Origin of the sequence: Streptomyces sp. NBC_01689 (assembly GCF_036250675.1) — a bacterium.
Taxonomy (GTDB): Bacteria; Actinomycetota; Actinomycetes; order Streptomycetales; family Streptomycetaceae; genus Streptomyces.
On the sequence record NZ_CP109592.1, the window covers coordinates 6,401,503 to 6,425,478 of the forward strand.

The 23,976-nt window shown below is 70.2% G+C and carries 21 protein-coding genes and 1 pseudogene; 16 read left to right on the plus strand and 6 right to left on the minus strand.

The genetic code is table 11. From position 1 onward, the window contains the following. The 10 genes from OG776_RS27270 to OG776_RS27315 all read left to right on the plus strand — a co-directional run bounded on the left by OG776_RS27270 (position 1) and on the right by OG776_RS27315 (position 12,796). The gene (locus OG776_RS27270; protein WP_148013965.1) at positions 1-360 is read left to right on the plus strand and encodes a DUF4233 domain-containing protein; all 360 of its coding nucleotides are present in this window, start codon (positions 1-3) and stop codon (positions 358-360) included. A gap of 127 nt (positions 361-487) precedes the next feature. After that, entirely contained in the window at positions 488-901 is a 414-nt protein-coding gene (gene ndk, locus OG776_RS27275) for a nucleoside-diphosphate kinase (RefSeq protein WP_148013964.1), read from the plus strand. A 324-nt stretch (positions 902-1,225) separates the two neighbouring features. Further along, positions 1,226-2,245 (plus strand): rod shape-determining protein, encoded by a 1,020-nt coding sequence (locus OG776_RS27280; RefSeq protein ID WP_081217257.1) that lies wholly within the window; start codon positions 1,226-1,228, stop codon positions 2,243-2,245. Positions 2,246-2,428: 183 nt separating this feature from the next. Continuing rightward, on the plus strand, positions 2,429-3,373 hold the full coding sequence (mreC, locus tag OG776_RS27285; RefSeq protein WP_329322681.1) for a rod shape-determining protein MreC: 945 nt from the start codon (positions 2,429-2,431) through the stop codon (positions 3,371-3,373). A 12-nt stretch (positions 3,374-3,385) separates the two neighbouring features. Next, complete coding sequence (mreD, locus tag OG776_RS27290; protein WP_148013962.1) at positions 3,386-4,054, plus strand: rod shape-determining protein MreD; 669 nt, start codon at positions 3,386-3,388, stop codon at positions 4,052-4,054. 98 nt (positions 4,055-4,152) lie between these two features. Beyond that, entirely contained in the window at positions 4,153-6,411 is a 2,259-nt protein-coding gene (mrdA, locus tag OG776_RS27295; protein WP_148013961.1) for a penicillin-binding protein 2, read from the plus strand. Beyond that, the gene (rodA, locus tag OG776_RS27300; protein WP_148013960.1) at positions 6,408-7,604 is read left to right on the plus strand and encodes a rod shape-determining protein RodA; all 1,197 of its coding nucleotides are present in this window, start codon (positions 6,408-6,410) and stop codon (positions 7,602-7,604) included. Before mrdA ends, rodA begins: the two co-directional genes overlap by 4 nt. A 337-nt stretch (positions 7,605-7,941) precedes the next feature. Further along, positions 7,942-9,657 carry a CYTH and CHAD domain-containing protein gene (locus OG776_RS27305; protein ID WP_148013959.1) on the plus strand — a complete coding sequence of 572 codons (1,716 nt, stop codon included), beginning with the start codon at positions 7,942-7,944 and terminating at the stop codon, positions 9,655-9,657. An 80-nt stretch (positions 9,658-9,737) separates the two neighbouring features. Continuing rightward, positions 9,738-11,708: a TIGR03960 family B12-binding radical SAM protein gene (locus tag OG776_RS27310; protein ID WP_148013958.1), complete on the plus strand. Its 1,971-nt coding sequence runs from the start codon at positions 9,738-9,740 to the stop codon at positions 11,706-11,708. A 290-nt stretch (positions 11,709-11,998) separates the two neighbouring features. Next, positions 11,999-12,796, plus strand: a complete 798-nt coding sequence (locus OG776_RS27315) for a maleylpyruvate isomerase family mycothiol-dependent enzyme (RefSeq protein ID WP_329322682.1) — start codon at positions 11,999-12,001, stop codon at positions 12,794-12,796. Between the two features lie 161 nt (positions 12,797-12,957). Here the strand turns inward: OG776_RS27315 and OG776_RS27320 are convergent, their stop codons facing one another. Further along, entirely contained in the window at positions 12,958-13,182 is a 225-nt protein-coding gene (locus OG776_RS27320) for a hypothetical protein (RefSeq protein WP_329322683.1), read from the minus strand. A 393-nt stretch (positions 13,183-13,575) separates the two neighbouring features. Between OG776_RS27320 and OG776_RS27325 the strand changes: the two genes are divergently transcribed. After that, positions 13,576-14,625 carry a hypothetical protein gene (locus OG776_RS27325; RefSeq protein WP_329322684.1) on the plus strand — a complete coding sequence of 350 codons (1,050 nt, stop codon included), beginning with the start codon at positions 13,576-13,578 and terminating at the stop codon, positions 14,623-14,625. A 157-nt stretch (positions 14,626-14,782) separates the two neighbouring features. On the opposite strand, the pseudogene arsM reads toward OG776_RS27325, so the two are convergent. Further along, a pseudogene (gene arsM, locus OG776_RS27330) lies at positions 14,783-15,552 on the minus strand (arsenite methyltransferase). Between the two features lie 107 nt (positions 15,553-15,659). Here arsM and OG776_RS27335 point away from each other — a divergent pair. From OG776_RS27335 to OG776_RS27345, 3 genes are read left to right on the plus strand one after another with little or no spacing between them, the layout of a single operon-like run. After that, the gene (locus tag OG776_RS27335) at positions 15,660-16,037 is read left to right on the plus strand and encodes an ArsR/SmtB family transcription factor (RefSeq protein WP_148013955.1); all 378 of its coding nucleotides are present in this window, start codon (positions 15,660-15,662) and stop codon (positions 16,035-16,037) included. Continuing rightward, complete coding sequence (locus OG776_RS27340; protein ID WP_329322685.1) at positions 16,034-16,774, plus strand: aquaporin; 741 nt, start codon at positions 16,034-16,036, stop codon at positions 16,772-16,774. Before OG776_RS27335 ends, OG776_RS27340 begins: the two co-directional genes overlap by 4 nt. Before the next feature lie 29 nt (positions 16,775-16,803). Then, on the plus strand, positions 16,804-17,214 hold the full coding sequence (locus tag OG776_RS27345) for an arsenate reductase ArsC (RefSeq protein ID WP_329322686.1): 411 nt from the start codon (positions 16,804-16,806) through the stop codon (positions 17,212-17,214). A gap of 221 nt (positions 17,215-17,435) precedes the next feature. Here OG776_RS27345 and OG776_RS27350 read toward each other — a convergent pair whose 3' ends face one another. Beyond that, positions 17,436-18,077: a superoxide dismutase gene (locus OG776_RS27350; RefSeq protein WP_148013953.1), complete on the minus strand. Its 642-nt coding sequence runs from the start codon at positions 18,075-18,077 to the stop codon at positions 17,436-17,438. 350 nt (positions 18,078-18,427) lie between these two features. On the opposite strand from OG776_RS27350, the gene OG776_RS27355 reads away from it, so the two are divergent. Further along, positions 18,428-19,141, plus strand: a complete 714-nt coding sequence (locus OG776_RS27355; protein ID WP_148013952.1) for an LmeA family phospholipid-binding protein — start codon at positions 18,428-18,430, stop codon at positions 19,139-19,141. A gap of 152 nt (positions 19,142-19,293) precedes the next feature. Beyond that, positions 19,294-19,968, plus strand: coding sequence for an SIMPL domain-containing protein (locus OG776_RS27360; protein ID WP_148013951.1), 675 nt, complete (start codon positions 19,294-19,296; stop codon positions 19,966-19,968). Between the two features lie 78 nt (positions 19,969-20,046). Here the strand turns inward: OG776_RS27360 and OG776_RS27365 are convergent, their stop codons facing one another. From OG776_RS27365 to OG776_RS27375, 3 genes are all read right to left on the minus strand, one after another. Next, positions 20,047-21,609, minus strand: a complete 1,563-nt coding sequence (locus tag OG776_RS27365) for an FAD-binding oxidoreductase (RefSeq protein WP_329322687.1) — start codon at positions 21,607-21,609, stop codon at positions 20,047-20,049. A gap of 602 nt (positions 21,610-22,211) precedes the next feature. Next, on the minus strand, positions 22,212-22,622 hold the full coding sequence (locus OG776_RS27370) for a cupin domain-containing protein (protein WP_148013950.1): 411 nt from the start codon (positions 22,620-22,622) through the stop codon (positions 22,212-22,214). Between the two features lie 156 nt (positions 22,623-22,778). Next, a complete protein-coding gene (locus tag OG776_RS27375; RefSeq protein WP_148013949.1) occupies positions 22,779-23,693 on the minus strand; it encodes an RNA polymerase sigma-70 factor in 915 nt (304 codons plus the stop codon). Positions 23,694-23,976 lie beyond the last annotated feature (283 nt).

Consider the following 23,976-nt stretch of genomic DNA (forward strand, 5'->3'; position numbering starts at 1 on the left):
GTGCGTACGCTCTGTGCTTCGACCCTGATCGGCGAGTTCTTCGTCGTCGGCTTCGCCGGACTGGTCGCCATGAAGGACCCCGGCCTGTCCACGGCCACCGTCTGGACGGTCAGCGGGATCGTCATGGTGCTGAGCCTCCTGCTCTGTGGCATGATCACCCGGCCCGGAGGCGTGCAGCTCGGGTGGGCCCTGCAGATCGTGCTGATCGCCAGTGGCTTCTTCGTGACCTCGATGTTCTTCCTGGGCGCGGTCTTCGCGGCGCTGTGGTGGGCCTCGGTGCACTACGGCCGGAAGATCGACGAGGCGAAGGCGCGGTTCGCCGCGCAGGCGGAGGCGGAGGCGGAGGGGCACGCCGTGTGACGGACGTGCCCGCGGCCCGCGCGTGAGTCAGGGGGTCCCGCGTATCACCTGACTCTGCGTGACACCCACCCCGACACGCCCTGTAGCCTCGGTCACCCGCACACTCGTGACCTGAAGGAGCACCACCGTGAGCCAGCGCACCCTCGTCCTGCTCAAGCCCGACACCGTCCGTCGCGGCCTGACCGGCGAGATCATCAGCCGCATCGAGCGCAAGGCCGGCTGGCAGATCACCGCGCTGGAGCTGCGCACGCTGGACCAGGACACGCTGGAGCAGCACTACGGCGAGCACAAGGGCAAGCCGTTCTACGAGCCGCTCGTCGCGTTCATGGCGTCCGGCCCGGTCGTGGCGCTGGTCGTCGAGGGCGAGCGGGTCATCGAAGGGGTGCGCGCGCTGGCCGGCCCCACCGACCCCATCGCCGCCGCCCCGGGCTCGATCCGCGGGGACTTCGGTGTGATCGTCCGCGAGAACCTGATCCACGCCTCGGACTCCGAGGAGTCCGCGGAACGCGAGCTGAAGATCTTCTTCCCCGGCCGCGGCTGAGTTCCGCGGACCCCGCGCGCGCTAATTTTCCGCGAATTTTCCGTGGGGCCGTCCCGGCATCCGGATGTCCTCTCCGGGGCGGCGGCGGAATTTCCGGCCGACCTGTGGCATATGCGTGGCGATCGGGGGAACGCGTGCCCCCGATGGCCCGTCTCCACAAGCGGGGCGGCGCCGCACATGCTGACAATGGCGAAGACCCTCGCGCAGTGTCCGTGCAGGCGCGTCTACGATGTAAGCCTTCACGTCACAGCACCCACCTCGCCTACCTAAAAAGCCGTCAAAGCTCCACTTGGGAAGGCCAGACGAATCCTGATGGGGAACTCAATGTCGTTCATCGGCCGTGACATGGCTGTCGACCTCGGGACCGCCAACACGCTGGTGTACGTCAGGGGTCGCGGGATCGTACTCAACGAGCCGTCCGTCGTCGCGATCAACACCAACACCGGTGGCATTCTCGCGGTCGGCGCGGAGGCCAAGAAGATGATCGGGCGGACCCCCGGCAACATCGTTGCCGTGCGTCCGCTGAAGGACGGTGTCATCGCCGACTTCGAGATCACCGAGCGCATGCTCCGCTACTTCATCCTGAAGATCCACAAGCGGCGCTACCTCGCCCGTCCTCGCGTCGTCGTCTGTGTGCCCTCGGGCATCACGGGCGTCGAGCGCCGTGCAGTCATCGAGGCGTCGTCCCAGGCCGGCGCCCGCCAGGTGCACATCATCGAGGAGCCCATGGCCGCGGCCATCGGTTCCGGCCTGCCGGTCCACGAGGCCACGGGCAACATGGTGGTGGACATCGGCGGCGGCACCACGGAGGTCGCGGTGATCTCGCTCGGCGGCATCGTCACCGCCCAGTCCATCCGCGTCGCGGGCGACGAGCTGGACAACGCGATCATCCAGCACATCAAGAAGGAGTACAGCCTCCTCCTCGGTGAGCGGACCGCGGAACAGATCAAGATCACGATCGGTTCGGCGTACGACCTCGACACTGACGAGCACACCGAAATCCGTGGCCGGGACCTCGTCTCCGGCCTGCCCAAGACCGTCGTCATCTCCGCGGCCGAAGTCCGCAAGGCGATCGAGGAACCGGTCAACGCGATCGTCGACGCGGTCAAGACGACCCTCGACAAGTGCCCGCCGGAGCTGTCGGGCGACGTGATGGACCGAGGAATCGTTCTGACCGGTGGCGGAGCGCTGCTGCGGGGTCTCGACGAGCGGCTGCGCCGCGAGACCGGCATGCCGATCCACATCGCCGAGGACCCGCTGGACAGCGTCGCCCTCGGTTCCGGCAAGTGTGTCGAGGAGTTCGAGGCGCTCCAGCAGGTGCTGGACGCCCAGCCGCGCAGATGAGGTAACTCTTCGGTTCCGCCGTACGAGATGATCTCCTCTCGTACGGCGGATCGTTGATATAGAGGCATAAGCTCACCCAAAGAGCCTCTTGGGGCAGCCTCTTGGGGAGGCCCCACGGTCAGCCGCGCGGGCTGCCCTCTTTGGGTCCGACGAATTCCGACGAGGAAGGCACGGCCGCCGCACGTGAGGGACACACGAGAGAGCCGGCTGCTCCTGGTGCTGCTGATCGCCATCGCGTTCGCTCTGATCACGGTGGACATCCGGGGCGGAGAGGACTCACCGGTCCAGGGTGCCCGCCAGGCCGCCGCGACGGTCTTCGGCCCGATCGAGAACGGGGTGTCCTCCGCTGTCGACCCCGTCGGCAACGCGATCACCGCGGTGCGCGACTCGGACGACCGGCACGACCGTGTCGCCCGGCTCGAACACGACAACGCGGCGCTGAAGGCGAAACTCGGCAGCGACGACCGCAACCGCAGCCGGCTGGGCCAGCTCGACAAGATGCTGCGCATGGCCGGCGACGGACAGTACGGCATCAAGGGCGCCCAGGTCATCGCCATAGGAGCGGCCCAGGGCTTCTCCTGGACCGTGACGATCGACGTCGGCGCGAACGACGGCATCACCCGCGACATGACCGTTCTGAACGGGGACGGGCTGGTCGGGCGCATCACCACCGTCGGCCCCGACACCTCCACCGTCCTGCTCGCCAACGACCCCGACTTCACGGTCGGCACCCGCATGGAGTCCAGCGACGAACTCGGCTTCGCCTCCGGCCAGGGCGACCGCCCGCTGCGGGTCGAACTGCTCAACGGCAAGGCCAAGATCAAGAAGGGCGACCGGCTGGTCACCTTCGGCTCGCAGGCCGACAAGCCCTTCGTGCCCGGCGTGCCCGTCGGCGTGGTCTCCCGCGTCGACCCCTCCGGCGGCGGCCTGACCCGCACGGTCTACGTGACGCCGTACGCCTCCTTCACCAAGCTCGACATCGTCGGCGTCGTCGTCCAGGCACCCCGCAAGGACCCCCGCGACGAGGTCCTGCCCCCCAAGCCCAGACCGACGCCCACGCCGACCGTGACCGTCACGGTCACCCCCTCGGCGAACGCCCCCTTCGACGGCCAGCAGCAAGAGCAGTAGGAGCCGAATCCCATGCGTCTCAACCGGATGCTGCTCTCCACCACCCTGGTGGTCGTCGCCCTGGTGATCCAGGTGAGCGTCCTCGCCCGTCTCCACCTCCCCGGCGCCGTCCCGGACCTGGTCCTCCTGACCGTGCTGGCCCTCGCGATGGTCTACGGCCATGTTGGCGGCGCCCTCATCGGCTTCGGCGCGGGCCTGCTCGCCGACCTCGCGCCCCCCTCCGACCACGCGGCCGGGCGCTACGCCCTCGTGCTGTGCGTCATCGGCTACCTCGCCGGTCTGGTGAAGCCCGAGAACGGCCAGCTCAAGTCCGCGACCGGACCGATGGCCGTGGTCGTCGCCGCCGCGGTCGGCTCCACCCTGCTCTACGCGGGCGTCGGCGCCCTCGTCGGCGACACCGCGGCCCGCCACGTGGGCCTCGGCAGCCTGCTCTTCACCGCCGCGCTGTACGACCTGCTGCTCGCCCCCTTCGTGGTCCCGGGGCTGATGGCACTGGCCCGGCGCGCCGAGAACAATCCGCTCGCCGAGTCCGGCGCGTCCGCCAAGGCCGCCGACGTCTCCTCGGGATGGCTCGCCTCCGGCACCGGCCTGCGCATCGGCAGCCAGCGCGGCATGCGGGTGAAGGCGGCCCGGGCGCGGGTCGCCCGCGCGGGGCGCATCAAGGGGGTCAAGCGACTGTGACCGCAGAGGAGTTCACTCCGGGCGCCGTGGCTCGCACACACAGGTTGACCGGGTATTCGTATGTCTCGTACACACACTGAGAGGGGGAGGCAGCAGCAGTGACCAACATCCCCGAGACCGGCAGGACCCCACGGGTCCAGATCCGACTCGTCGTCATCCAGATTCTCGTGCTCTCCCTCCTCGGCACCCTCGGCGGCCGCCTCTGGTACCTCCAGATCCGCAACGGCCAGGAGTACGCCAAGGAAGCCTCCGGCAACCACGTCCAGCAGGTCGTCCAGCCCGCCGTGCGCGGCTCGATCCTCGACGCCCGCGGTGTGCCCATCGCCGACAACGAGACCCGGCTCGTGGTCTCCGCCTCGCGCACCGACCTGCTGAAGATGAAGGACGACGGCAAGGCGGTCCTGACCAAGCTCGCCGGCGTGCTCGGCGAGAAGCCCGAGGACGTCATCCAGAAGGTCCGGCTGTGCGACGCGAAGACCCCGCAGCCCTGCTGGAACGGTTCGCCCTACCAGCCGATCCCCATCACGGACGAGGCCACCGCCAAGCAGGCGCTGCAGATCCGTGAGCGCTCCGAGGACTTCCCCGGCATCACCGCCGAGCCCGAGGCGGTACGGCGCTACGCGGCTCCGGGCAAGTCCAACGCCGCGCAGGTCCTCGGCTATCTCTCGCCGGTCACGGACGCCGAGATCACCCAGGCCAAGGACACCGACTCGCCGTACCTCCGCTCCGACCAGGTCGGCCGCTCCGGCCTTGAACGCCAGTACGACAAGGAACTGCGCGGCAAGGCCGGCATCACCCGCTACGAGGTCGACAACCTGGGCCGCGTCATCGGCAAGGCCAAGAGCGACAAGGCCGAGTCCGGCGCGAACCTCGTCACCAGCATCGACGCCCGCGTCCAGCGCGTCGCCGAGTACGAGCTGAACGAGGCGATGAAGATCGCCCGTACCCAGTACGACAAGATCACCAGTGAGAACTACAAGGCCGACTCCGGCGCGGTCGTCGTGATGGAGGCCAAGACCGGCCGGATCGTCGCCATGGCGTCCAACCCGACGTACGACCCGAACGCCTGGGTCGGCGGCATCTCCGCCAAGGACTACAAGCAGCTCACCGGCAAGGACTCCGACTACCCGCTGCTCAACAGGGCCATACAGGGTCAGTCGGCGCCCGGTTCGACGTTCAAGGTCGTCTCCACGGCCGCCGCGGTCGAGGCCGGCTACGCCTTCGACGGCCACTACCCCTGCACCAGCTCCTACTCCGTGGGCGGCCAGGTCTTCAAGAACTTCGAGGGCGAGAACTTCGGCCCCATCTCCCTCGGCCGGGCCCTCGAGGTCTCCTGCGACACCGTCTTCTACGGCCTCGCCGACAACGAGTGGAAGAAGGACGGCGGGATCAACCCGAAGAAGACCCCGAAGGACTACTTCTACAAGGCCGCCCACCAGTTCGGCCTCGGCAAGGAGACCGGCGTCGACCTCCCCAACGAGGTCACCGGCCGCGTCCCCGACCGCCAGTGGAAGCAGAGCTACTGGAAGGCCAACAAGTCCGTCTGGTGCAAGACCGGCAAGAAGGACGGCGACTACGTCCAGAAGATCGCGTACGAGAACTGCCTCGAAGGCAACAAGATGCGCGAGGGCGACTCGATCAACTACTCCATCGGCCAGGGCGACACCCTCGTCACCCCGATCCAGGAGGCCATGATCTACGGGGCGCTCGCCAACGGCGGCACCGTCCACACCCCCACCATCGGCAAGGCGATCGTCAGCGCCGACGGCAAGAGCGTCCAGGAGATCAAGCCGAAGGTGCGCGGCAGGCTGCCGATCAGCAAGGCCACGCTCAAGGGCATGGACGCCGCCCTGGAAGGCGTCGTCACCCGCGGTACGGCCGCCTGGAAGTTCGGCGGCTGGCCGCAGGACAAGATCCCGCTGCACGCCAAGACCGGTACCGCCGAGGTCTACGGCAAGCAGACCACGTCCTGGCTCGCCACGTACTCCAAGGACTACACGATCGTCATGACGATCGCCCAGGCCGGCACGGGTTCCGGCGCCTCCGGTGAGGCCGTGCGCAACATCTACAACGCCCTGTACGGCGTCTCGCCCGACGGTGCCATCGACAAGAAGAAGGCCCTGCTCCCCACCCCGCAGAAGAGCCTTCCCAAGATCCAGCCCGACGGTTCGATCGACTCCCCGGAGATCTCCAAGGACCCGGCCAAGGACCAGCAGGCCAACAAGAAGGACCCCTCCGGCACCACCGACCAGAACCAGGACGGGGCCACCACGCCGTCGCCGAACACCAGCAACCGCGACACCCGCAGGCGCTCGCAGCGCCCGCGCAAGCGGCGGAGGACGGGGATCCTGACATGACCGGAGCGAACAACTTCTCCGTCTCCGGGTACGGGCCCGAGCGCGGCGGCATGTCCCGGCTGCTCGCCCGTGACTCGCTGGCCCGCCGCCTGGACTGGCCGATACTGCTCTCGGCCGTCGCCCTGTCGCTGATCGGTTCGGCCCTCGTCTACTCGGCGACCCGCAACCGCACCGAGATCAACCAGGGCGACCCGTACTTCTTCCTCATCCGTCACCTCATGAACACCGGCATCGGCATCGCCCTGATGATCGGCACGGTCTGGCTCGGCCACCGCACCCTGCGCACCGCGGTCCCGATCCTCTACGGCCTCTCGGTCTTCATGATCCTGCTGGTGCTCACCCCGCTCGGCGCGACGATCAACGGCCAGCGCAACTGGCTCGTCGCGGGCGGCTTCTCGCTCCAGCCCGCCGAGTTCACCAAGATCACGATCATCCTGGGCATGGCCATGCTGCTGGCCACCCGGGTGGACGCGGGCGACAAGCAGTACCCCGACCACCGCACGGTGGTGCAGGCACTGGGCCTCGCGGCGGTCCCGATGCTGATCGTGATGCTGATGCCCGACCTCGGCACGATCATGGTCGCGGTCATCATCGTGCTCGGTGTGCTGCTCGCCTCCGGCGCCTCCAACCGGTGGGTGTTCGGCCTGCTCGGCGCGGGCGCGCTGGGCGCGGTGGCGATCTGGCAGCTCAAGATCCTCGACGAGTACCAGATCAACCGCTTCGCCGCCTTCGCCAACCCCGACCTCGACCCGGCGGGCGTCGGCTACAACACCAACCAGGCGCGGATCGCCATCGGCTCCGGCGGCCTCTTCGGCACCGGCCTCGGGCACGGCTCCCAGACGACGGGCCAGTTCGTCCCCGAGCAGCAGACGGACTTCGTCTTCACGGTCGCGGGCGAGGAACTGGGCTTCGTGGGCGCCGGCCTCATCCTGTTCCTGCTGGGCGTCGTCCTGTGGCGGGCCTGCCGTATCGCCCGCGAGACCACCGAGCTGTACGGCACGATCGTCGCCGCCGGCATCATCGCCTGGTTCGCCTTCCAGGCCTTCGAGAACATCGGCATGACGCTCGGCATCATGCCGGTCGCCGGCCTCCCCCTCCCGTTCGTCTCGTACGGAGGTTCGTCGATGTTCGCGGTCTGGGTGGCGGTGGGGCTACTGCAGTCGATCAGGGTCCAACGGCCCATGTCGGCCTAGGCCTCCGGCGGTCGGGCGGGAGCGGTCCGAGGGGCGTGCCGCCCCTCGGCCTCCGCCGGGACCGTCCGCCCCTCGGAACCCTCGGCCCCCAGAACCCTTGGTTCCCGGAACCCTCGGCCCCCCGGAATCCTCGGCTCCCGGAACCTCCGCACCCCCGGACTCCCGAGCCGCCCGGGGTTTTCGGACGAGACCGTTCGGGATGCGCGGGGTACCGCGGACGGCGGACGCCGGGGGAGGGGAGCGGGGAGGCGTGGCGGGGGCGAATTCCGGTCTCCCGCGACAGTCCCGGCAGGTCCGGGCACTGCCATCCCGGCCCCGCTGCCACTAGATTCAGGTCATGGCGGACACCAAGCGAGAAGTCGAACGGAAGTACGAGGGTCCCCTCGCCGGAGGTGACCCGGCCCTGCCGGACCTGACCCGCGTCCCCGGAGTCTCGGGCGTCCTCGACAAGGGCGTGGCGGATCTCGACGCCACCTACTACGACACGGCCGACCAGCGACTCGCCGCCGCCTCCCTCACCCTGCGCCGCCGCACCGGCGGAGACGACGCCGGCTGGCATCTCAAGCTTCCCGTGTCCGAAGGCGTCCGCGACGAGATCCGCGCCCCGCTTTCCGACACCGTCCCGCACTCCCTCTCCGCCCTCGTACGGTCCCGTGTCCGCGAAGCCGAACTCGTCCCCGTCGTACGCCTCCGGTCGGCCCGGGACGTCCGCCATCTGGTCGACGACTCCGGTGCGCTGCTCGCCGAGGTCAGCGTCGACCACGTCCGCGCGGAGCGGCTCAGCGGCGGCACCGGCGTCGCCGAGTGGACGGAGATCGAGGTGGAGCTCGCCGACGACGGCGATCCGGCCTTCCTCGACAAGGTGGAGAAGAAGCTCCGCAAGGCGGGCCTGACCCGCTCCTCCTCGAAGTCCAAACTCGCGAAGGCACTCGCCGACACCGACGCTGATATCGACGCCGACGCGGATTCCGTCACCGGGACCCCCGACACCGCCGACACCGCCGACGCCACGGACGGCGCAGGCGCCGAGCAGCCGGGCAAGCGGAAGGGACGGCCGGAGCGGTCCGAGCGAGGCAGGAGCGGCACGTCGGGCCGGACGGCCCGGACCGCCCGGTCCAGGGCGGCCGGGCAGGTCGAGGAGGCCGAGCGGCCGGGCCGGAAGAAGCCCGCGGACACCGCCCCGCGGACAGCGGGCGACCACGTCCTCGCCTACCTCCGTACCCAGCGCGACGCGATCATCGAACTGGACCCGGCCGTCCGCCGCGACCTGCACGACTCCGTCCACAGCATGCGGGTCGCCACCCGCCGTATGCGCAGCGCCTTCCGCTCGTACGGCAAGGTCCTCGACCGCGCCGTCACCGACCCGATCGGCGAGGAACTGAAGTGGCTCGCCGGAGAGCTCGGCGTCGGCCGGGACCAGGAAGTCCTCGCCGAACGCCTGACCGAGGCGCTCGACGGCCTCCCGGAGGCCCTGCTCACCGGCCCTGTCCGTGACCGGCTGCGCACCTGGTCGCAGGCGCGCGGCGAGGGTTCCCGGCGCCATGTGATCGCCGTACTCGACGGCGGCCGCTATCTCGGCCTGCTGGCGGCGCTGGACGGTGCGGTGGACGACCCGCCCCTGCTGAAGGCCGCGGCCGGCGATCCCGCGAAGGTGATCGCCAAGGCCGTACGGAAGGACTTCGCGAAGGTCTCCGCGCTGGTCGACCAGGCTCTGGGCCTGGCCCCCGGCGCCGACCGCGACCTCGCGATGCACGAGGCCCGCAAGAAGGCCAAGCGCACCCGGTACGCCGCCGAGGCCGCCGTCCCGGCCCTCGGCGGTTCCGCGGCGGGGCTGGTCAAGTCGATGAAGTCGCTGCAGAGCCTGCTCGGCGACCACCAGGACAGCCTGATGGCCCGCGAGGCCCTGCGCGACCTGGCCGCCCAGGCCCACGAGGCGGGTGAGAGCGCGTTCCCGTACGGCGTGCTGTACGGCCGTGAGGAGAGGCGCGCGGCCGAGGTGGAGGCGGCGTTGCCGGGGGTGTGGGAGGCGATCCGGGGCAGCGGAGCGATCTGAGCGTACGGGGGGTGCTCCCGGCCGCGTTACGCTGGATGGTCACCCCTGTCAGTACGTCCCCGCTCACGAAGGTTCGCGAGATGCCTGCCGAAGCCGCTGTGTCGGTGTTTCCACAGCTCGAAGCTCTGCTCCCGCATGTGCAGAAGCCGATCCAGTACGTCGGCGGAGAGCTCAACTCCACGGTCAAGCCCTGGGAGGCCTGCGACGTCCGCTGGGCGCTGATGTACCCCGACGCCTACGAGGTCGGACTGCCCAACCAGGGCGTCATGATCCTCTACGAGGTGCTCAACGAGCGTGAGGGCGTCCTCGCCGAGCGCACCTACAGCGTCTGGCCGGACCTCGAGGAGCTGATGCGCGAGCACCGGGTCCCGCAGTTCACGGTGGACAGCCACCGGCCGGTGAAGGCCTTCGACGTCTTCGGACTGTCCTTCTCCACCGAGCTGGGCTACACGAACATGCTCACGGCCCTGGACCTGGCCGGGATCCCCCTGGAGTCCAAGGACCGCACGCTCGACGACCCGATCGTGCTGGCCGGCGGTCACGCGGCCTTCAACCCCGAGCCCATCGCCGACTTCATCGACGCGGCGATCCTCGGTGACGGCGAGCAGGCCGTGCTCGACATGACCGAGATCATCCGCGCCTGGAAGGCGGAGGGGCGCCCGGGCGGCCGCGAGGAGGTCCTCTTCCGCCTGGCGAAGACGGGGAACGTCTACATCCCGGCGTTCTACGACGTCGAGTACCTCGCCGACGGCCGGATCGCCCGGGTCGTGCCCAACAAGTCGGGCGTCCCGTGGCGCGTGTCCAAGCACACGGTGATGGACCTGGACGAGTGGCCCTACCCGAAGCAGCCCCTCGTCCCCCTGGCCGAGACGGTCCACGAGCGCATGTCCGTGGAGATCTTCCGCGGCTGTACGCGCGGCTGCCGCTTCTGCCAGGCCGGCATGATCACCCGCCCGGTCCGTGAGCGCTCCATCACGGGCATCGGCGAGATGGTCGAGAAGGGCCTGAAGGCGACGGGCTTCGAGGAGGTCGGCCTCCTCTCCCTCTCCTCCGCCGACCACAGCGAGATCGGTGACATCGCGAAGGGCCTGGCGGACCGGTACGAGGAGGACAAGGTCGGTCTCTCCCTCCCGTCCACCCGCGTCGACGCGTTCAACGTGGACCTGGCGAACGAGCTGACCCGCAACGGCCGCCGCTCCGGCCTCACCTTCGCCCCCGAGGGCGGCTCCGAGCGCATGCGCAAGGTCATCAACAAGATGGTCTCGGAGGAGGACCTGATCCGGACCGTCTCCACGGCCTACGGCAACGGCTGGCGCCAGGTGAAGCTGTACTTCATGTGCGGCCTGCCGACGGAGACGGACGAGGACGTCCTGCAGATCGCCGACATGGCGATGAACGTGATCGCCGAGGGGCGCAAGGTCTCCGGCCAGAACGACATCCGCTGCACGGTCTCGATCGGCGGGTTCGTCCCCAAGCCGCACACGCCCTTCCAGTGGGCCCCGCAGCTCTCCGCCGAGCAGACGGACGAGCGCCTCGGCAAGCTCCGCGACAAGATCCGCGGCGACAAGAAGTACGGCCGCTCGATCGGCTTCCGCTACCACGACGGCAAGCCCGGCATCGTCGAGGGCCTGCTCTCCCGCGGCGACCGCCGCATCGGCTCGGTCATCCGCGCGGTCTACGAGGACGGCGGCCGCTTCGACGGGTGGCGCGAGCACTTCTCGTACGACCGCTGGATGTCCTGCGCGGAGAAGACGCTCCCCGACTTCGGTGTGGACGTCGACTGGTACACGACCCGCGAGCGCACCTACGAGGAGGTCCTCCCCTGGGACCACCTCGACTCCGGCCTCGACAAGGACTGGCTCTGGGAGGACTGGCAGGACGCCCTCGACGAGACCGAGGTCGAGGACTGCCGCTGGACCCCGTGCTTCGACTGCGGGGTCTGTCCGCAGATGGACACGCAGATCCAAATCGGCCCGACGGGCAAGAAGTTGCTGCCGCTGACGGTCAAGAACGCGGCGCCCGCGCCGGCTTCGAGCGGTCACTCCCACTGACCCCTGCGGACGCCCGGCCGGGCCCCGGGGCTTCACCGCGCGTCGCCTCCGAGGCGGACCCTGGTGGAGTGGGCCCGAGGCCGGCATCCGCTTGTGCGCGACTGTGTGGCCGCGAGCCCCCTTTCCTGAGCGGGAAGGGGGCTCGCCCGTTCTGGGGGGGGCGTAACTCACGGATCGCTTCGCAAGGTTGACGCAGCGTCATCCGAGGCGCCCGGCCCGTGCCTTGCGCTCGGCGCCTCGGCTGTGAAAATCGCTGTCCGACGGTCGGAACGCGGTGATAGAGAGTCCATGTGACGACGACACTTGCGTTCCCCGCCCTGTTGCGACTGATCGACGATCGGTCGACCGCCTTCCGCGCCGCGATCGCGTCCGCGCCCAGCCTCGACGTGCAGGTGCCGACCTGCCCGGAGTGGACGCTGTTCGATCTGGCGCAGCACATCGGCGAGGGGCGCCGCGACTGGGCCGCCACCGTCGCCGCGGGGCCCGCTCCGGCCAAGTCCGCCGCGGAGGGCGCCCCGGCCGTGCCTCGGGAGCGCGAGGCCCTGCTGGCCTGGCTGGCGGAGTCCACGGAGCAACTGGTCGACGCCTTGCGGGAGGCGGGCGCGGATCGCGGTTGCTGGACGTGGTGGGGTGCGTCCCAGTCGCCGCCGACCTGTGGCGCCGTCGCCCGGCACCAGCTCCAGCAGTTCGCGGTGCACACCTACGACGCCCAGGTCACTGTGGGCGCCCCGGAGCCGCTGCCGGACGAGGTGGCACTCGACGGTGTCGAGGAGTTCCTGTCCACCTGCGTCGCGACGACGAGTGCCTGGCCGCACAAGGCCACTGCCTTCGACTTTCACGCCACCGGCGGTCACTCCTGGCGTCTCACGGTCGACGGCGACGGCGCACGCTGTGCCCGTGTCCCCGCGCCCGGTACGACGTCTGTCGCCGCTGCCGACGGGAGCCCGGACGTGGCGGGTGTCTCCGTTCACGGCACGGCCAGTGAGCTGGTTCTCTTCGTGTACGACCGTATTGCGGCGGACTCCCTGCGGCTCGACGGAGACGCGGGTCTGTTCGACCTGCTCCGCGAGTGGGACCCGGAGGCGTAGGACGGGTGTGGTGGAGCGGCGAGGTAAGCCTCGCCGGTACCGGGTTGAGGGAGAGTGAGGAAGAGCAGAGCCAGCAGGTGGCGGCTTGACCGACGCGCGGACGAAGGGCAGAGGAACTCCCGCTCCCGCGGAAACGCGGAGGGTCTCCCGCCACCGCGCTCTCAGCGCGTCACTGCCATCCATCCCGCGATCACCAGGCCGACTCCCAGGAAGCCGAACTGCAGCCGCATGCGTCCAGGGCTTGTCCAGGGCGTCCCCCATCGCGTCCTGTGCGTGAACGTCACGTCCGCGCAGTCCCACACCCAGATGTCCACGCCGCGACAGCCGCAGGCCACCGCGGTGAAAGCGCAGCCCGCGATCAGGGCGAGCGCCCCACAGAGAATCAAGCCGTCCCCCCACCTCACCAGGAGCGTCACCGCGGCAGCATTGTCGCCGGCCACGGTGGGCGTTTCGGGTCCTTGAACCTCTGCGCCGGCGCTGCCAAGTGGAACAGTGGCCGTCCGAGCCCCCTCTCCTCGACCGGGAGGGGGCTTGTCGGTCATGGGGGTGTGCGGTGGGCCGGGCATCGCCGCCACGGGTCGCCCGGCGGCCACCGCGACCGGGGGACGGACAGCAGGTCTCTTCGGGTTGCCCTCGCCGACCGAACGACGGAGCGGCCCCGCGTGGCTCCGAGTGCCGGAAATCGTTGAGGCACATTCTCGGCACTGTCGCGCATGTGTGCTGCGCGCCCCTGCAGGCCGTGCGCCTGGAGCCCGTCGATCCGAAAGAGGGATGCCGCCTTGCCCGCACTCCGAGCCCTTGCCGGTGCCGCCGCGATTGCCGCGGCCGCCACCACCGTCACCGCCGTCCCCGCGGTCGCCCACAGCCATGAGCGGGTGCGGTGCGGGACGAGTTCACTGGTCGCCGCCCTCACCAGAGCCAACTCCCGGGGTTTCGGCGACCTCAGTCTCGCCAGAGGCTGCGTCTACGACTTCACGGCGCCCGTCTCGGGCGATGACGCGACGCCTCCCCTCCGGGTGCCCGTCACCATCGACGGAAACGGTGCCACTCTCCGGCGCGCTACCACCGCGAACCTCTTCCGTCTTCTCGATGTCGCGGCCGGCGGACGGGTGACGCTCAGCGATCTCAAGATCGAGAACGGTGAGGTGACCGGCGACGGTGGCGGCGTCCTCGTCCAGGACAGGGGGACACTCCGCGCGACATCCGTCCGCGTCACGGGGAACACCGCCGGCAACAACGGTGGCGGCATCGAGAACCTGGGAACCCTGAGGCTCGTTCGATCCACGGTCGCCGACAACCAGGCCGCGGGTTCCGGCGGGGGAATTTCCACCGAGGGCTCCGCCTCCGTCGTCTCCACCTCGATCGAGCGCAACACGGCCGCCAGATTCTTCGGCGGAGGCGTGTTCAACGACAAAAGGATCACCATCACCCGCAGTTCCATCACCGGCAACAAGGTCACGGCAGGTGACGGCGGCGGCCTCTGGAACGACTTCCGGATGACCGTCGACGACAGCACGATCGCCGACAACATCGCCAGCGACCACGGCGGGGGCGTCACCAACGCTCAGCTCGGAAGGGCCACCTTCCACCGGAGCACCGTCAAGAGGAACACCGCCCTTCTGCTGGCCGGCGGTATCTACAACATCAACCCCGGCTCCCACCTCGTCCTCGACCACACCTCCGTCACCAAGAACGGCGCGCGCAACGTCCCTGGAGGTGTGTTCAACGGGACCGGCAGCGTCGTGGTGAACAAGCGTTCCCCCATCACGGGAAACCGTCCCACCAACTGCGTCGGCAGCCCGTCTCCCGTGCCTGGCTGCACCGGCTGACCAGCCCGCATCGAGGCACTCCGTACGAGCCTTGAGGCCCCTCCGAAGCGGTCCCCGAAGCGGTCCCCGGGGCGGTGCCCCTGGGCGGTCCTCCGGATCGGCCCCTCCCGGTCGGGAGGGGCCTCAAGGCTGTTCCGGTCGGTTCCGGCGACCGCAGTCATGTCGTCGCCCCGGTCCGGGGCTTGGTGGCGTGGACGACGGCGGAGTGCATGCCGTCCGCCACCGAGTGGGGGTGGGGGTGATCTCGACGTCCGTGAACCCTGCCGCCTCGAGACCTTCCCGGTACTCGGTGAAGGACAGGGCGCCCGCGAGGCAGCCGGCATGGTCGCCCCGCTCGGCGCGCCGGGCGGGGGTGAGGGCGTCGTCGGCGATCACGTCCGAGACGCCGACGCGGCCGCCCGGCCTCAGGACACGGAACGTCTCGGCGAACACCGCCGCCTTGTCCGTCGACAGGTTGATCACGCGGTTGGAGATCACCACGTCGATGCTGCCCGCGGGGAGCGGGACGGCCTCGATGGTGCCCTTGAGGAACTCGACGTTCGTCGCGCCCGCCTTCCTGGCGTTGGCGCGGGCGAGCCGGAGCATCTCGTCGGTCATGTCGAGGCCGTAGACCTTCCCCGTGGGCCCGACACGGCGGGCGGAGAGCAGGACGTCGATGCCGCCGCCCGAGCCGAGGTCGAGGACGCGTTCGCCTTCGTGGAGACCGGCCACGGCGGTCGGGTTGCCGCAGCCCAGTGAGGCGGCGACGGCTCCGGCGGGCAGCGCGTCGCGCTCGTCGGCCGCGTAGAGCGTGGCGCCGAAGTGCTCCTCGGTCTCGACCGGATGGGGTCCGCAGCACGCGGTACCGCCCTCGGTGACCTTCACGGCCGCGGCGGCGTACCGCCGGCGGACGGTCTCGCGCAGTGTCTCGGCGGGCTGCTCACTCATCGTGACTCATTCCTGGACGGCCGGGCGCGGCAGGCCCCGGAAGGGCTTGTATCGACGTTCGTTGATGCAAGCTTGTGCCTTGGATCGAAAGACGTCAACATAGAGGAATGTCGAAACAAGAGGGCGAGCTGACGGGCCAGGAGGGGGACGGTGCCTGCTGTCAGGGACTGACCTCGGCCCCGCTGGCCGCGGACCGGGCCGTCGAACTGGCGAAGGTGTTCAAGGCGCTGGGTGACCCGGTGCGGCTGCGGCTGCTCTCGATGGTCGCCTCGCGGGAGGGCGGCGAGGTGTGCGTCTGTGAGCTGACGCCCGCGTTCGAGCTGTCGCAGCCGACGATCTCCCACCATCTCAAGCTGCTCCGCCAGGCCGGACTCATCGACTGCGAACGGCGTGGGACCTGGGTCTACTACTGGGTGCTCCCCGGCGTGCTGGACCGGCTGGGCGCGTTCCTGACCACTCCTGAGCCCGTGGGGGCGATCGCGTGAGCGTCTCGCTCGGACGGCGTGCGGCGGCCGAGCTGGTGGGGACCGCCGTGCTGGTCGCGGTGGTGGTCGGGTCCGGGATCCAGGCGACGGAGCTGTCGCGGGACGTCGGCGTGCAGCTGCTCGCGAACTCGCTCGCCACCGTCTTCGGCCTGGCGGTGCTGATCACGCTGTTCGGGCCGGTCTCGGGGGCCCACTTCAACCCGGTCGTCACCCTGGCCGCCTGGTTCACCGGTCGGAGGAGCGGTGACGGGACGACCGCACGCGAAGGTGCCGCGTACGTCCTCGCCCAGATCGTGGGCGCGATCGGCGGCGCGGTGCTGGCTGACGCGATGTTCGCCCAACCGCTGGTGAGGTGGTCCGCGCACGACCGTTCCGCCGGCCATCTGTGGCTGGGCGAGACCGTGGCCACGGCCGGGCTGGTCCTGCTGGTCCTCGGCCTGGCCCGGACCGGTCGCGCCCATCTCGCGTCGGCCGCGGTGCCGTCCTACGTCGGGGCCGCGTACTGGTTCACGTCCTCGACGTCGTTCGCGAATCCGGCGGTGACCGTCGGCCGGGCCTTCACCGGCACGTTCGCGGGAATCGCCCCCGCCTCCGTCGCCCCGTTCATCACCGCGCAACTGGTCGGTGCCGCCGCCGGGCTGGGTCTGCTGGCGCTGGTGTTCGGCCGAACGGCACCCGCCGCGACAGCTGCCGTCGTCGCGCACGGTGGGGCCGAACCCGCTCCGTCCGCTCCCTGAACCCGCCTCTCCCTGGAAAGACATCTGCCATGAGCACCGCCACGCCGCGTCCGTCCGTACTGTTCGTCTGTGTCCACAACGCCGGGCGGTCCCAGATGGCCGCCGCGTTCCTCACCCACCTCGCGGGCGACAGGGTCGAAGTCCGTTCGGCCGGCTCCGCTCCCGCCGGCACGGTCAATCCGGCGGTCGTCGACGCGATGGAGGAAGTCGGCATCGACATCTCGGCGGAGACTCCGAAGGTGCTGACCGTGGAAGCGGTGCGGGCGTCCGACGTCGTGATCACCATGGGCTGCGGCGACACCTGCCCGGTCTTCCCCGGCAGGCGGTACCTCGACTGGCGGCTCGACGACCCGGCGGGGCAGGGCGTCGACGCCTTCCGGCCGATCCGCGACGAGATCGAGCGGCGCATCCGTGGCCTGCTGGCCGATCTGGACGGCTGACCCGGTCGTCCGGCCGTGTGACGGACCCCGTGGGCTCGTCCGCGGCGTCCCGGCGCCCGTACCGGGCCGGGTGCGCGGCAGCGCCAGCGTCAGCGAGAAGGGGCTCCCGCGAGTCATGTCCTCGCGGGAGCCCCTTCCTTGTGCCGCCTGCGGGTGAAGGTTGAGAAGACGATCACGAGCAGGGCGTCTCTGCGGGCGCGGCCGCCGTCAAGGCCAGGAGGTCACGGGGCGAGGAGCAGGCTGTCGCCGCGCTCCTTGGCGGCGGCGTAACGCTTCGCCACGTCCTGCCAGTTGACGACGGCCCACATGGCGTCGACGAAGTCGACCTTCTGGTTCTTGTACTGCAGGTAGAAGGCGTGCTCCCAGGCGTCGAAGACGAGGACCGGGGTCGATCCCTGGCCGACGTTGCCCTGGTGGTCGTAGACCTGCTCGACGATCAGGCGCCCGCTGAGCGGCTCGTACGCGAGGACGCCCCAGCCGGAGCCCTGGGTGGTGGCGGCGGCCTTGGTGAGCTGGGCCTTGAAGCCGGCGAACGAGCCGAAGGACTCCGTGATGGCGTCCGCGAGGTCACCCACGCCGTCCGCGGCCAGCGGCTCGCCACCGCCGTCGCCGGTCATGTTGTGCCAGTAGATCGAGTGCAGGATGTGCCCGGAGAGGTGAAAGGCCAGGCTCTTCTCCAGGCCGTTGACGGAGCCCCAGGACTCCTTGTCGCGGGCCTCCGCGAGCTGCTCCAGGGTGTCGTTCGCGCCCTTGACGTACGCGGCGTGGTGCTTGTCGTGGTGCAGCTCGACGATCTCCGGGTTGATGACCGGTTCGAGCGCCGCGTAGTCGTAGGGAAGCTCCGGGAGCGTGTAAACCGCCATGTTCAACGTCCTCCGCCGTTATTGCCACCAATGTGCAGTTGCACATTAACAGTAGATGCGGCCATGTGTAGATAGGGCATCGGTTCCAGGGCCTCGGTCGCGGTTCCGGCGGCTCGCATGCCGTCGGGGAGGCGTGCTGGTCCCCCGATGTGCGGCCCGGCTCTCCCGGACACGGCGCTCATCGTCGGCTTCTGCTGACATACCCGCATATCGCGGAACTGGAAAAGCCTGCCAAAATGCAGCCGACAAAGCCTGCCGAACCGAACAAAGGAGAAGGATCCGGGCTGGTGTCGCGACCCGTGGCAGTGCATGATCGCTGGGCGCGCAACTGCCTGCAACGGGGGATCGGTATGAGGCGTCGATGGGTGAAGGTCCTGGCCGTCACGGTGGTGGTGCTCGCCGTGCTGTTCGTGGTCGCCGACCGGACGGCCGTGCATTTTGCGGACAAGGAGGCCGAGCGCCTCGTGAAGGAGAAGTACGGCTACGCGAACAGCACCGACTCCTCCGTGGACGTGTCGATCGAGGGATTTCCCTTTCTGACGCAGGCGATGAGCGGCGATTTCGATCACGTCACGCTGAACGCCGGGAACTTCACCGTCGACACCACGAGCAACAGGCAGGGCGGTTATCTGAACGTCGACCGTCTCCACCTCGACCTGCGGGGTGTGAACGTGTCGTCGCTGACGGCGCGCAGCGCCTATGCCGACCTGGCGACCGGCACCCTCACGCTCTCGTACGAGGACCTGTCCGGCGTGCTGACCCGACTGGGGCGCGGCGGCGGCCCGCTGAAGGTCTCCCGGGCTCCGGGTTCGGACGGTCAGGCGGCCCGGATCAAGGTCTCGGGCACGGTGGGCGGAGCGGCGCTGGACAGCACGGGGACGCTCCTCGCGCAGGGCACGGAGATCACGGTGACCGTTCCCGGCGCCGAACGGGCCGGTTCCGCCTGGCGGGTCGATCTCCCGGAAGGCGTGGACTTCAGCGGGGCCCGGGCCGGCGCGGACGGCGTCGAGATCAGCCTCGTCGGCCACCAGGTGACTCTGGGGGCGTCGCGCTTCGGCTCGTGAGGCGCTCGTCGAGTCGTGCTCGTGGACGGGTGGGTGTCCGGTCCGGAGTCGTTCACCCGCGGTGAACGGGCGAGTCGGGCATACGGCGGTCTCGTCGCCGGGTCCTGTCCAAGTCCGTTGCGACGGTCGCCGGTTGCTGATTCCATCACCCGATGGCAGAGATCAAGGAGCCCTGGGGGCTCAGCGTGCTCGGTACGGGGAACGTGTCGGCGGAGCCCCGGCTCGTCCAGGCGAAGCTCGCGGTCGACCTCCTGGCGCCCACACCCAAGGAAGCCTTCGAGCAGGCCGGCGCGGCGGTTGTCAGGCTGCGGGCGGTCCTGCGGGAGCACGGGATACCCGACTCCGACGTATCCGGGTCACGCCTCGCCCTGCAGTCGGAATTCAAGGGCTACGGCGCGGACCGGACCTTTCTCGGCTACCGCTGCGAGGCGACGTACACCGTGCAGACCGAAGCCCTCGACCGGCTCGACGTCCTGATGGAGGACGCCGTCGAGGCGGGCGCGAACCGGGTCGACGAGATGCACTTCGACGTGCTCGACAAACCCGCGCTCCGGGACGAGGCCCGCCGCCGGGCGGTCGAGGCCGCACGGCGCAAGGCGGAGGTCTACGCGGACGCCTGCGGTGTGAGGCTCGGCCCCGTCGTGCACATCCAGGACGTCGACCCGGAAACGGTCGGGATGCGCGGTCATGGGAACCGCTTCGGAGGCGATCCCGAATCCGACGGTGTCTTCGCCCCGGGAACGGTGCGGGTCGAGGCCGCCGTGCTGCTCGGCTTCGGTCTGCTTCCCGACCAGGGCCGCGGGCGCGGTTTCCCCGATCACCGGTAGCCGGTCCCTGGTCTAAGGCCGTGGGCCGGCCGGGCCCGCGCCCCCTCGTCGGTCGGGAGGGGGCGCGGCCGGCGCTGGTCAGCGGGACGCGGGCGGGATGCTCTGGTCGTACTGGAAGACGTTGTGCGGGTCGTACTTCGCCTTGATCCTGCGCAGGCGCTCGTAGTTGCCCTTCCAGTAGGCGGTCTCCCAGTCCTGCATGCCGACGTTCGGGACGTTGACGTAGGCGCCGTCCACGTAGGGCCGCAGCGCCTGGCTGAACTCGGCGATCCAGGCCTGGGCCCGCGGGGTGAGCGGGTCGCAGACGCCCGGCTGGTCGGAACGGGTTCCCCAGCCGGCTCCGGGCTCGGAGTAGAAGAGCGCGTCGCGGTGCGGGAACGCCGTACCGCCGCGGGGACTCCTCCTGACCGCGCCGCCGAACGCCTGGGTGAAGAAGTTGCTGTCGTCCGTCGGCGCCTCCCGCATGAACGAGGAGATCACGTCGATCGCCCGGCCCGGGAAGGGTTTCCGGGTGAACTGGGAGTAGAACTTCCAGTTCGCGGGTTCGTTCGCGGTCGGGATCTGGAAGCCGGAGTACACCTCGCCCCAGTTGCCGACCTGCACCGACACCTGGGGCCTGCCGACCGACAGGATCGGGGCCAGCAACTTCTTGGCCTCCGCGGGCGTTCCCTCGGCGAGGACCGCGAACAGCAGGGTCTGGCCGCGGTGGATCTCGACCTGTGTGCCGAGGCGGTCGTCGGCGTACGGCGCGGTGCGCTGCCAGGCCTCGAAGACCCTGCGCAGATCACCGATGCCGTCCCAGGTGGCCTGCACATACGTGACGCTCTTCAGCGGGGCCACTCGGTAGGTGAGTGAGGTGACGATCCCGAAGTTGCCGTTGCCCGCGCCGCGCAGGGCCCACAGCAGGTCGGAGTCATGGGTCAGGTCGACCTTGATCACCTTCGCGCACTCACCGCCCTCGGCCACGACGATCTCGGCGCCGATCAGGCTGTCGCAGGCCATCCCCAGCCAGCGGGTCAGGAAGCCGAAACCGCCGCCGAGCGTCGCGCCGGCCAGGCCCACCGTGCCCTCGGTGCCCGTCGTCACCGCGAAGTTCCGCCTGGCGAGCGTGGTCACCGCTTCCAGCTGGTTGAGTCCGGCGCCGACCGTCGCGACCCGGGCAGCGCTGTCGAGATGGACCGACTTCAGCTCGCTGATGTCGATCACGAGGCCGCTGTCGACGTTCGACCAGCCCTCGAGGCTGTGGCGGCCGCTGCGGATGCGCAGCGCGACATCGTTCTGCCGTGCCCAGGTCAGGGCGTTGACCACGTCCTGGGTGTTCTGGGCGAAGACGATGACCAGCGGATAGTGCGAGAAGAGCTGGTCCCAGCCGAGGCGCGCGTCGGTGTATCCGGGGTCGTGGGGACGGACGATGCGGCCGGTCAGCCTCGCCGGTCCGCACTGTGCCCCGTAGGCCTCGCTCGTGATGGACCCGGCCGCGGCGCTCGCACCAGGAGGCGCGGCTGCCGCGGCACCCGGCACGGCGACCGTGGCGGCGCCCGCGACGGCGCCTGCGGCGGCGGAAGTCTTCAACAGCCGACGCCGGGAGAAGTCGTTCATGGTCCGTGTCCTCTCGACCACCCGTGGGTGCGAATCGATCATTTGTGGATCATTTGGGCGAGGTGGACGCTAGCAAGGGTGATCACCGCAGCCCGTTTCGACACGCTCGGCATCTCGGCGGAGCGGTCAGGCGTCGCGCGGCCGGGCCCCGGGAGCGGATCGGCTCTCCCTCGTGCGCGCGCAACTCGGCCGCGTACGCGGTTCGTTGCCGGCGGGAGCCGGACGGGCTCGTACGTTCCGGGCGGCGGGCGGCCGGGCGACGGGGTGACCGGGTCTCGGCCGCGCGGTGCGGGGCGGCGTCGCCGATTTCGCCGGACACGACCGGGCACCGGCCTTCGCCGAAGGCCTCGGGTCGACCCGGATCGCCCCGAACGGCGTGAACTCCCGAGCGAAGGACGCCGGGCCGCACCGCCCGCCGGCGAGCACGTCGGCCGTGACGGCCTGCCCGGCCACCACGACGTGCTGGTGTCCGGCCAACAGGCGCACACCGGTGGCGAGTTCGATCCCGCCGGTGGTCACCGGTGACCACCGGCGACCGTCGGAGAGCCGCTCGGCCGGGCGCCGGGCGCGGCGCTCTCCGCCGGTGGACCCGGCCCCGTACGCGGTACGCCGGCGGCCGGGCGGACGGCGGCCGTACCGTGCCGTCAGGGCTTGGCGAACCGCAAGTGCCGTCGTTCGGCCAGTTCCTCCGCGCCGACCACGGTCAGGACGGGCGTTCCCGGCGCCGCGAACATGGTGACCACCAGCTCCGACTGGGCGTCCGGGAGGTTGTTGGCCCCCTGGTAGTGGATGACGTCGCCTCCGGGCTCGAACACGGCGTCCCCGGCCTTGAGCACCCGAGGCGGCAGGCCCTCCAGCTCGAAGAGGATCTCGCCCTGCGTGACGTAGCCGAAGAGCGGTCCGGGGTGGCGGTGCGGCGGCGCGCCCGGGTCGCCGGGCCGCAGGGTGACCCGTACGGTCCTGGCCTCGGCGCCCTCCGGGATCCCGGCCGCCGCCTCCGGCAGGGTCGCGATGATCTCGACGCCCGGGGGCAGGTGTGCGTGCTCGGTGCTCATGTCTTTTCTTCCTCCCGACAGGGACAGGGACTGTCCGCAGAGAGGACAAGACGCGTTTCCCGTTTGTGACAGCCGTCGTTCCCGGTCGTACCGGCCTCCGCCACGCCGGTGCCGTCGGCCCGGGAGCCCCGCTCGGTGCCGGGTGCCGTCGCGGGCTCAGCCGCGCAGCGGAGCCACGTCGTGCAGCGAGGCCACGTAGGGAGCCAGCTTGGCCGGGTTCACCACCCACATGACGCGTTCGATGCCCCGCTCCGAGACGTCGGCGGTGACCAGGGCCACCGCTTGACCACGGGCCGAGACGAGGGCCGCAGGCCTGCCGTTGGCCTCGACCCACCGGACCTCCGTCCCGGGCCAGAACCGCGGCGCGTAGGCGACGAAGGTCCGGGCGACGCGCGGCCGGCCGACGACCGGGATCCTGGACGCCCCGCGCACCCCTCCGCCGTCCGCGTAACTGACCACGTCCGCCGAGAGGATCTCCTCGAGCGCCGCCAGATCGCCGGTCCGCGCCGCGGTGACGAAGGCCTTCAGCAGGCGCCGGTGAGCGCTGGAGCTGACCGGCTCCCTGCGCTCCGCGGACAGGTGTTTCCGGGCGCGGCTCACGAGCTGGCGTGTGTTGGGCTCGCTCGTCTCCAGGATGTCGGCGATCTGCCGGTACGGGTAGTTGAAGGCCTCCCGCAGGACATAGGCGGCCCGCTCGACCGGGTTCAGCCTCTCCAGGAGGAACAGGAGCGCCATGTCGAGCACCTCCGCCCGCTCCGCGCCCAACTGCGGGTCGGACGTGGTGTCGACGGGCTCAGGAAGCCACGGCCCGATGTACGACTCGCGCCGGACCCGGGCGGATCCGGCGCAGTTGATGGCCAGTCGGGTGGTGACCGTGGCCAGGAACGCCCCGGGTTCGCGGACGGCGGCGCGGTCGGTGGTCTGCCAGCGCAGCCAGGCCTCCTGGACGATGTCCTCGGCCTCCGCGGCACTGCCGAGCACGCGGTACGCGATGCCGAAGAGTCGGGAACGCACCGCCATGAAATCCCTCGCCGCCTGTTCGAGGGAGCCTTCGTCGTCACCGGCACACATCTGTGGCCTCCAGCTCTGTTCCACCAGGATATGAGCCGGTACGGCGGGACGCGTGTCGGGAAGGCCGGGGCGGACGGCCTCCGCCGGACGTGACCATGCCCGCCCGGAGGAAGGAATTCGGGGCGGGCTGTGGGTCAGGCTTGCCGTGGGTCAGGGCCGTGGGTCAGGACGATGACGTACGCCCCGTCGCGGCCGATGGTGCGGCAGGCCGGGCCTCTTCGGGCCACGGGCCGGCGGCACACGGGCGGAGCGGTCAGCCGCGGCGCAGCATCATGACGACGGC

Excerpts from the sequence above, each read along its gene's own strand:
- OG776_RS27280 (WP_081217257.1), top strand. The coding sequence starts at position 1,226 with ATGTCGTTCATCGGCCGTGACATGGCTGTCGACCTCGGGACCGCCAAC.
- mreD (WP_148013962.1), top strand. The coding sequence starts at position 3,386 with ATGCGTCTCAACCGGATGCTGCTCTCCACCACCCTGGTGGTCGTCGCC.
- rodA (WP_148013960.1), top strand. The coding sequence starts at position 6,408 with ATGACCGGAGCGAACAACTTCTCCGTCTCCGGGTACGGGCCCGAGCGC.
- OG776_RS27305 (WP_148013959.1), top strand. The coding sequence starts at position 7,942 with ATGGCGGACACCAAGCGAGAAGTCGAACGGAAGTACGAGGGTCCCCTC.
- OG776_RS27310 (WP_148013958.1), top strand. The coding sequence starts at position 9,738 with ATGCCTGCCGAAGCCGCTGTGTCGGTGTTTCCACAGCTCGAAGCTCTG.
- OG776_RS27335 (WP_148013955.1), top strand. The coding sequence starts at position 15,660 with ATGTCGAAACAAGAGGGCGAGCTGACGGGCCAGGAGGGGGACGGTGCC.
- OG776_RS27345 (WP_329322686.1), top strand. The coding sequence starts at position 16,804 with ATGAGCACCGCCACGCCGCGTCCGTCCGTACTGTTCGTCTGTGTCCAC.
- OG776_RS27350 (WP_148013953.1), bottom strand. The coding sequence starts at position 18,077 with ATGGCGGTTTACACGCTCCCGGAGCTTCCCTACGACTACGCGGCGCTC.
- OG776_RS27355 (WP_148013952.1), top strand. The coding sequence starts at position 18,428 with ATGAGGCGTCGATGGGTGAAGGTCCTGGCCGTCACGGTGGTGGTGCTC.
- OG776_RS27360 (WP_148013951.1), top strand. The coding sequence starts at position 19,294 with ATGGCAGAGATCAAGGAGCCCTGGGGGCTCAGCGTGCTCGGTACGGGG.
- OG776_RS27365 (WP_329322687.1), bottom strand. The coding sequence starts at position 21,609 with ATGATCGATTCGCACCCACGGGTGGTCGAGAGGACACGGACCATGAAC.
- OG776_RS27370 (WP_148013950.1), bottom strand. The coding sequence starts at position 22,622 with ATGAGCACCGAGCACGCACACCTGCCCCCGGGCGTCGAGATCATCGCG.
- OG776_RS27375 (WP_148013949.1), bottom strand. The coding sequence starts at position 23,693 with ATGTGTGCCGGTGACGACGAAGGCTCCCTCGAACAGGCGGCGAGGGAT.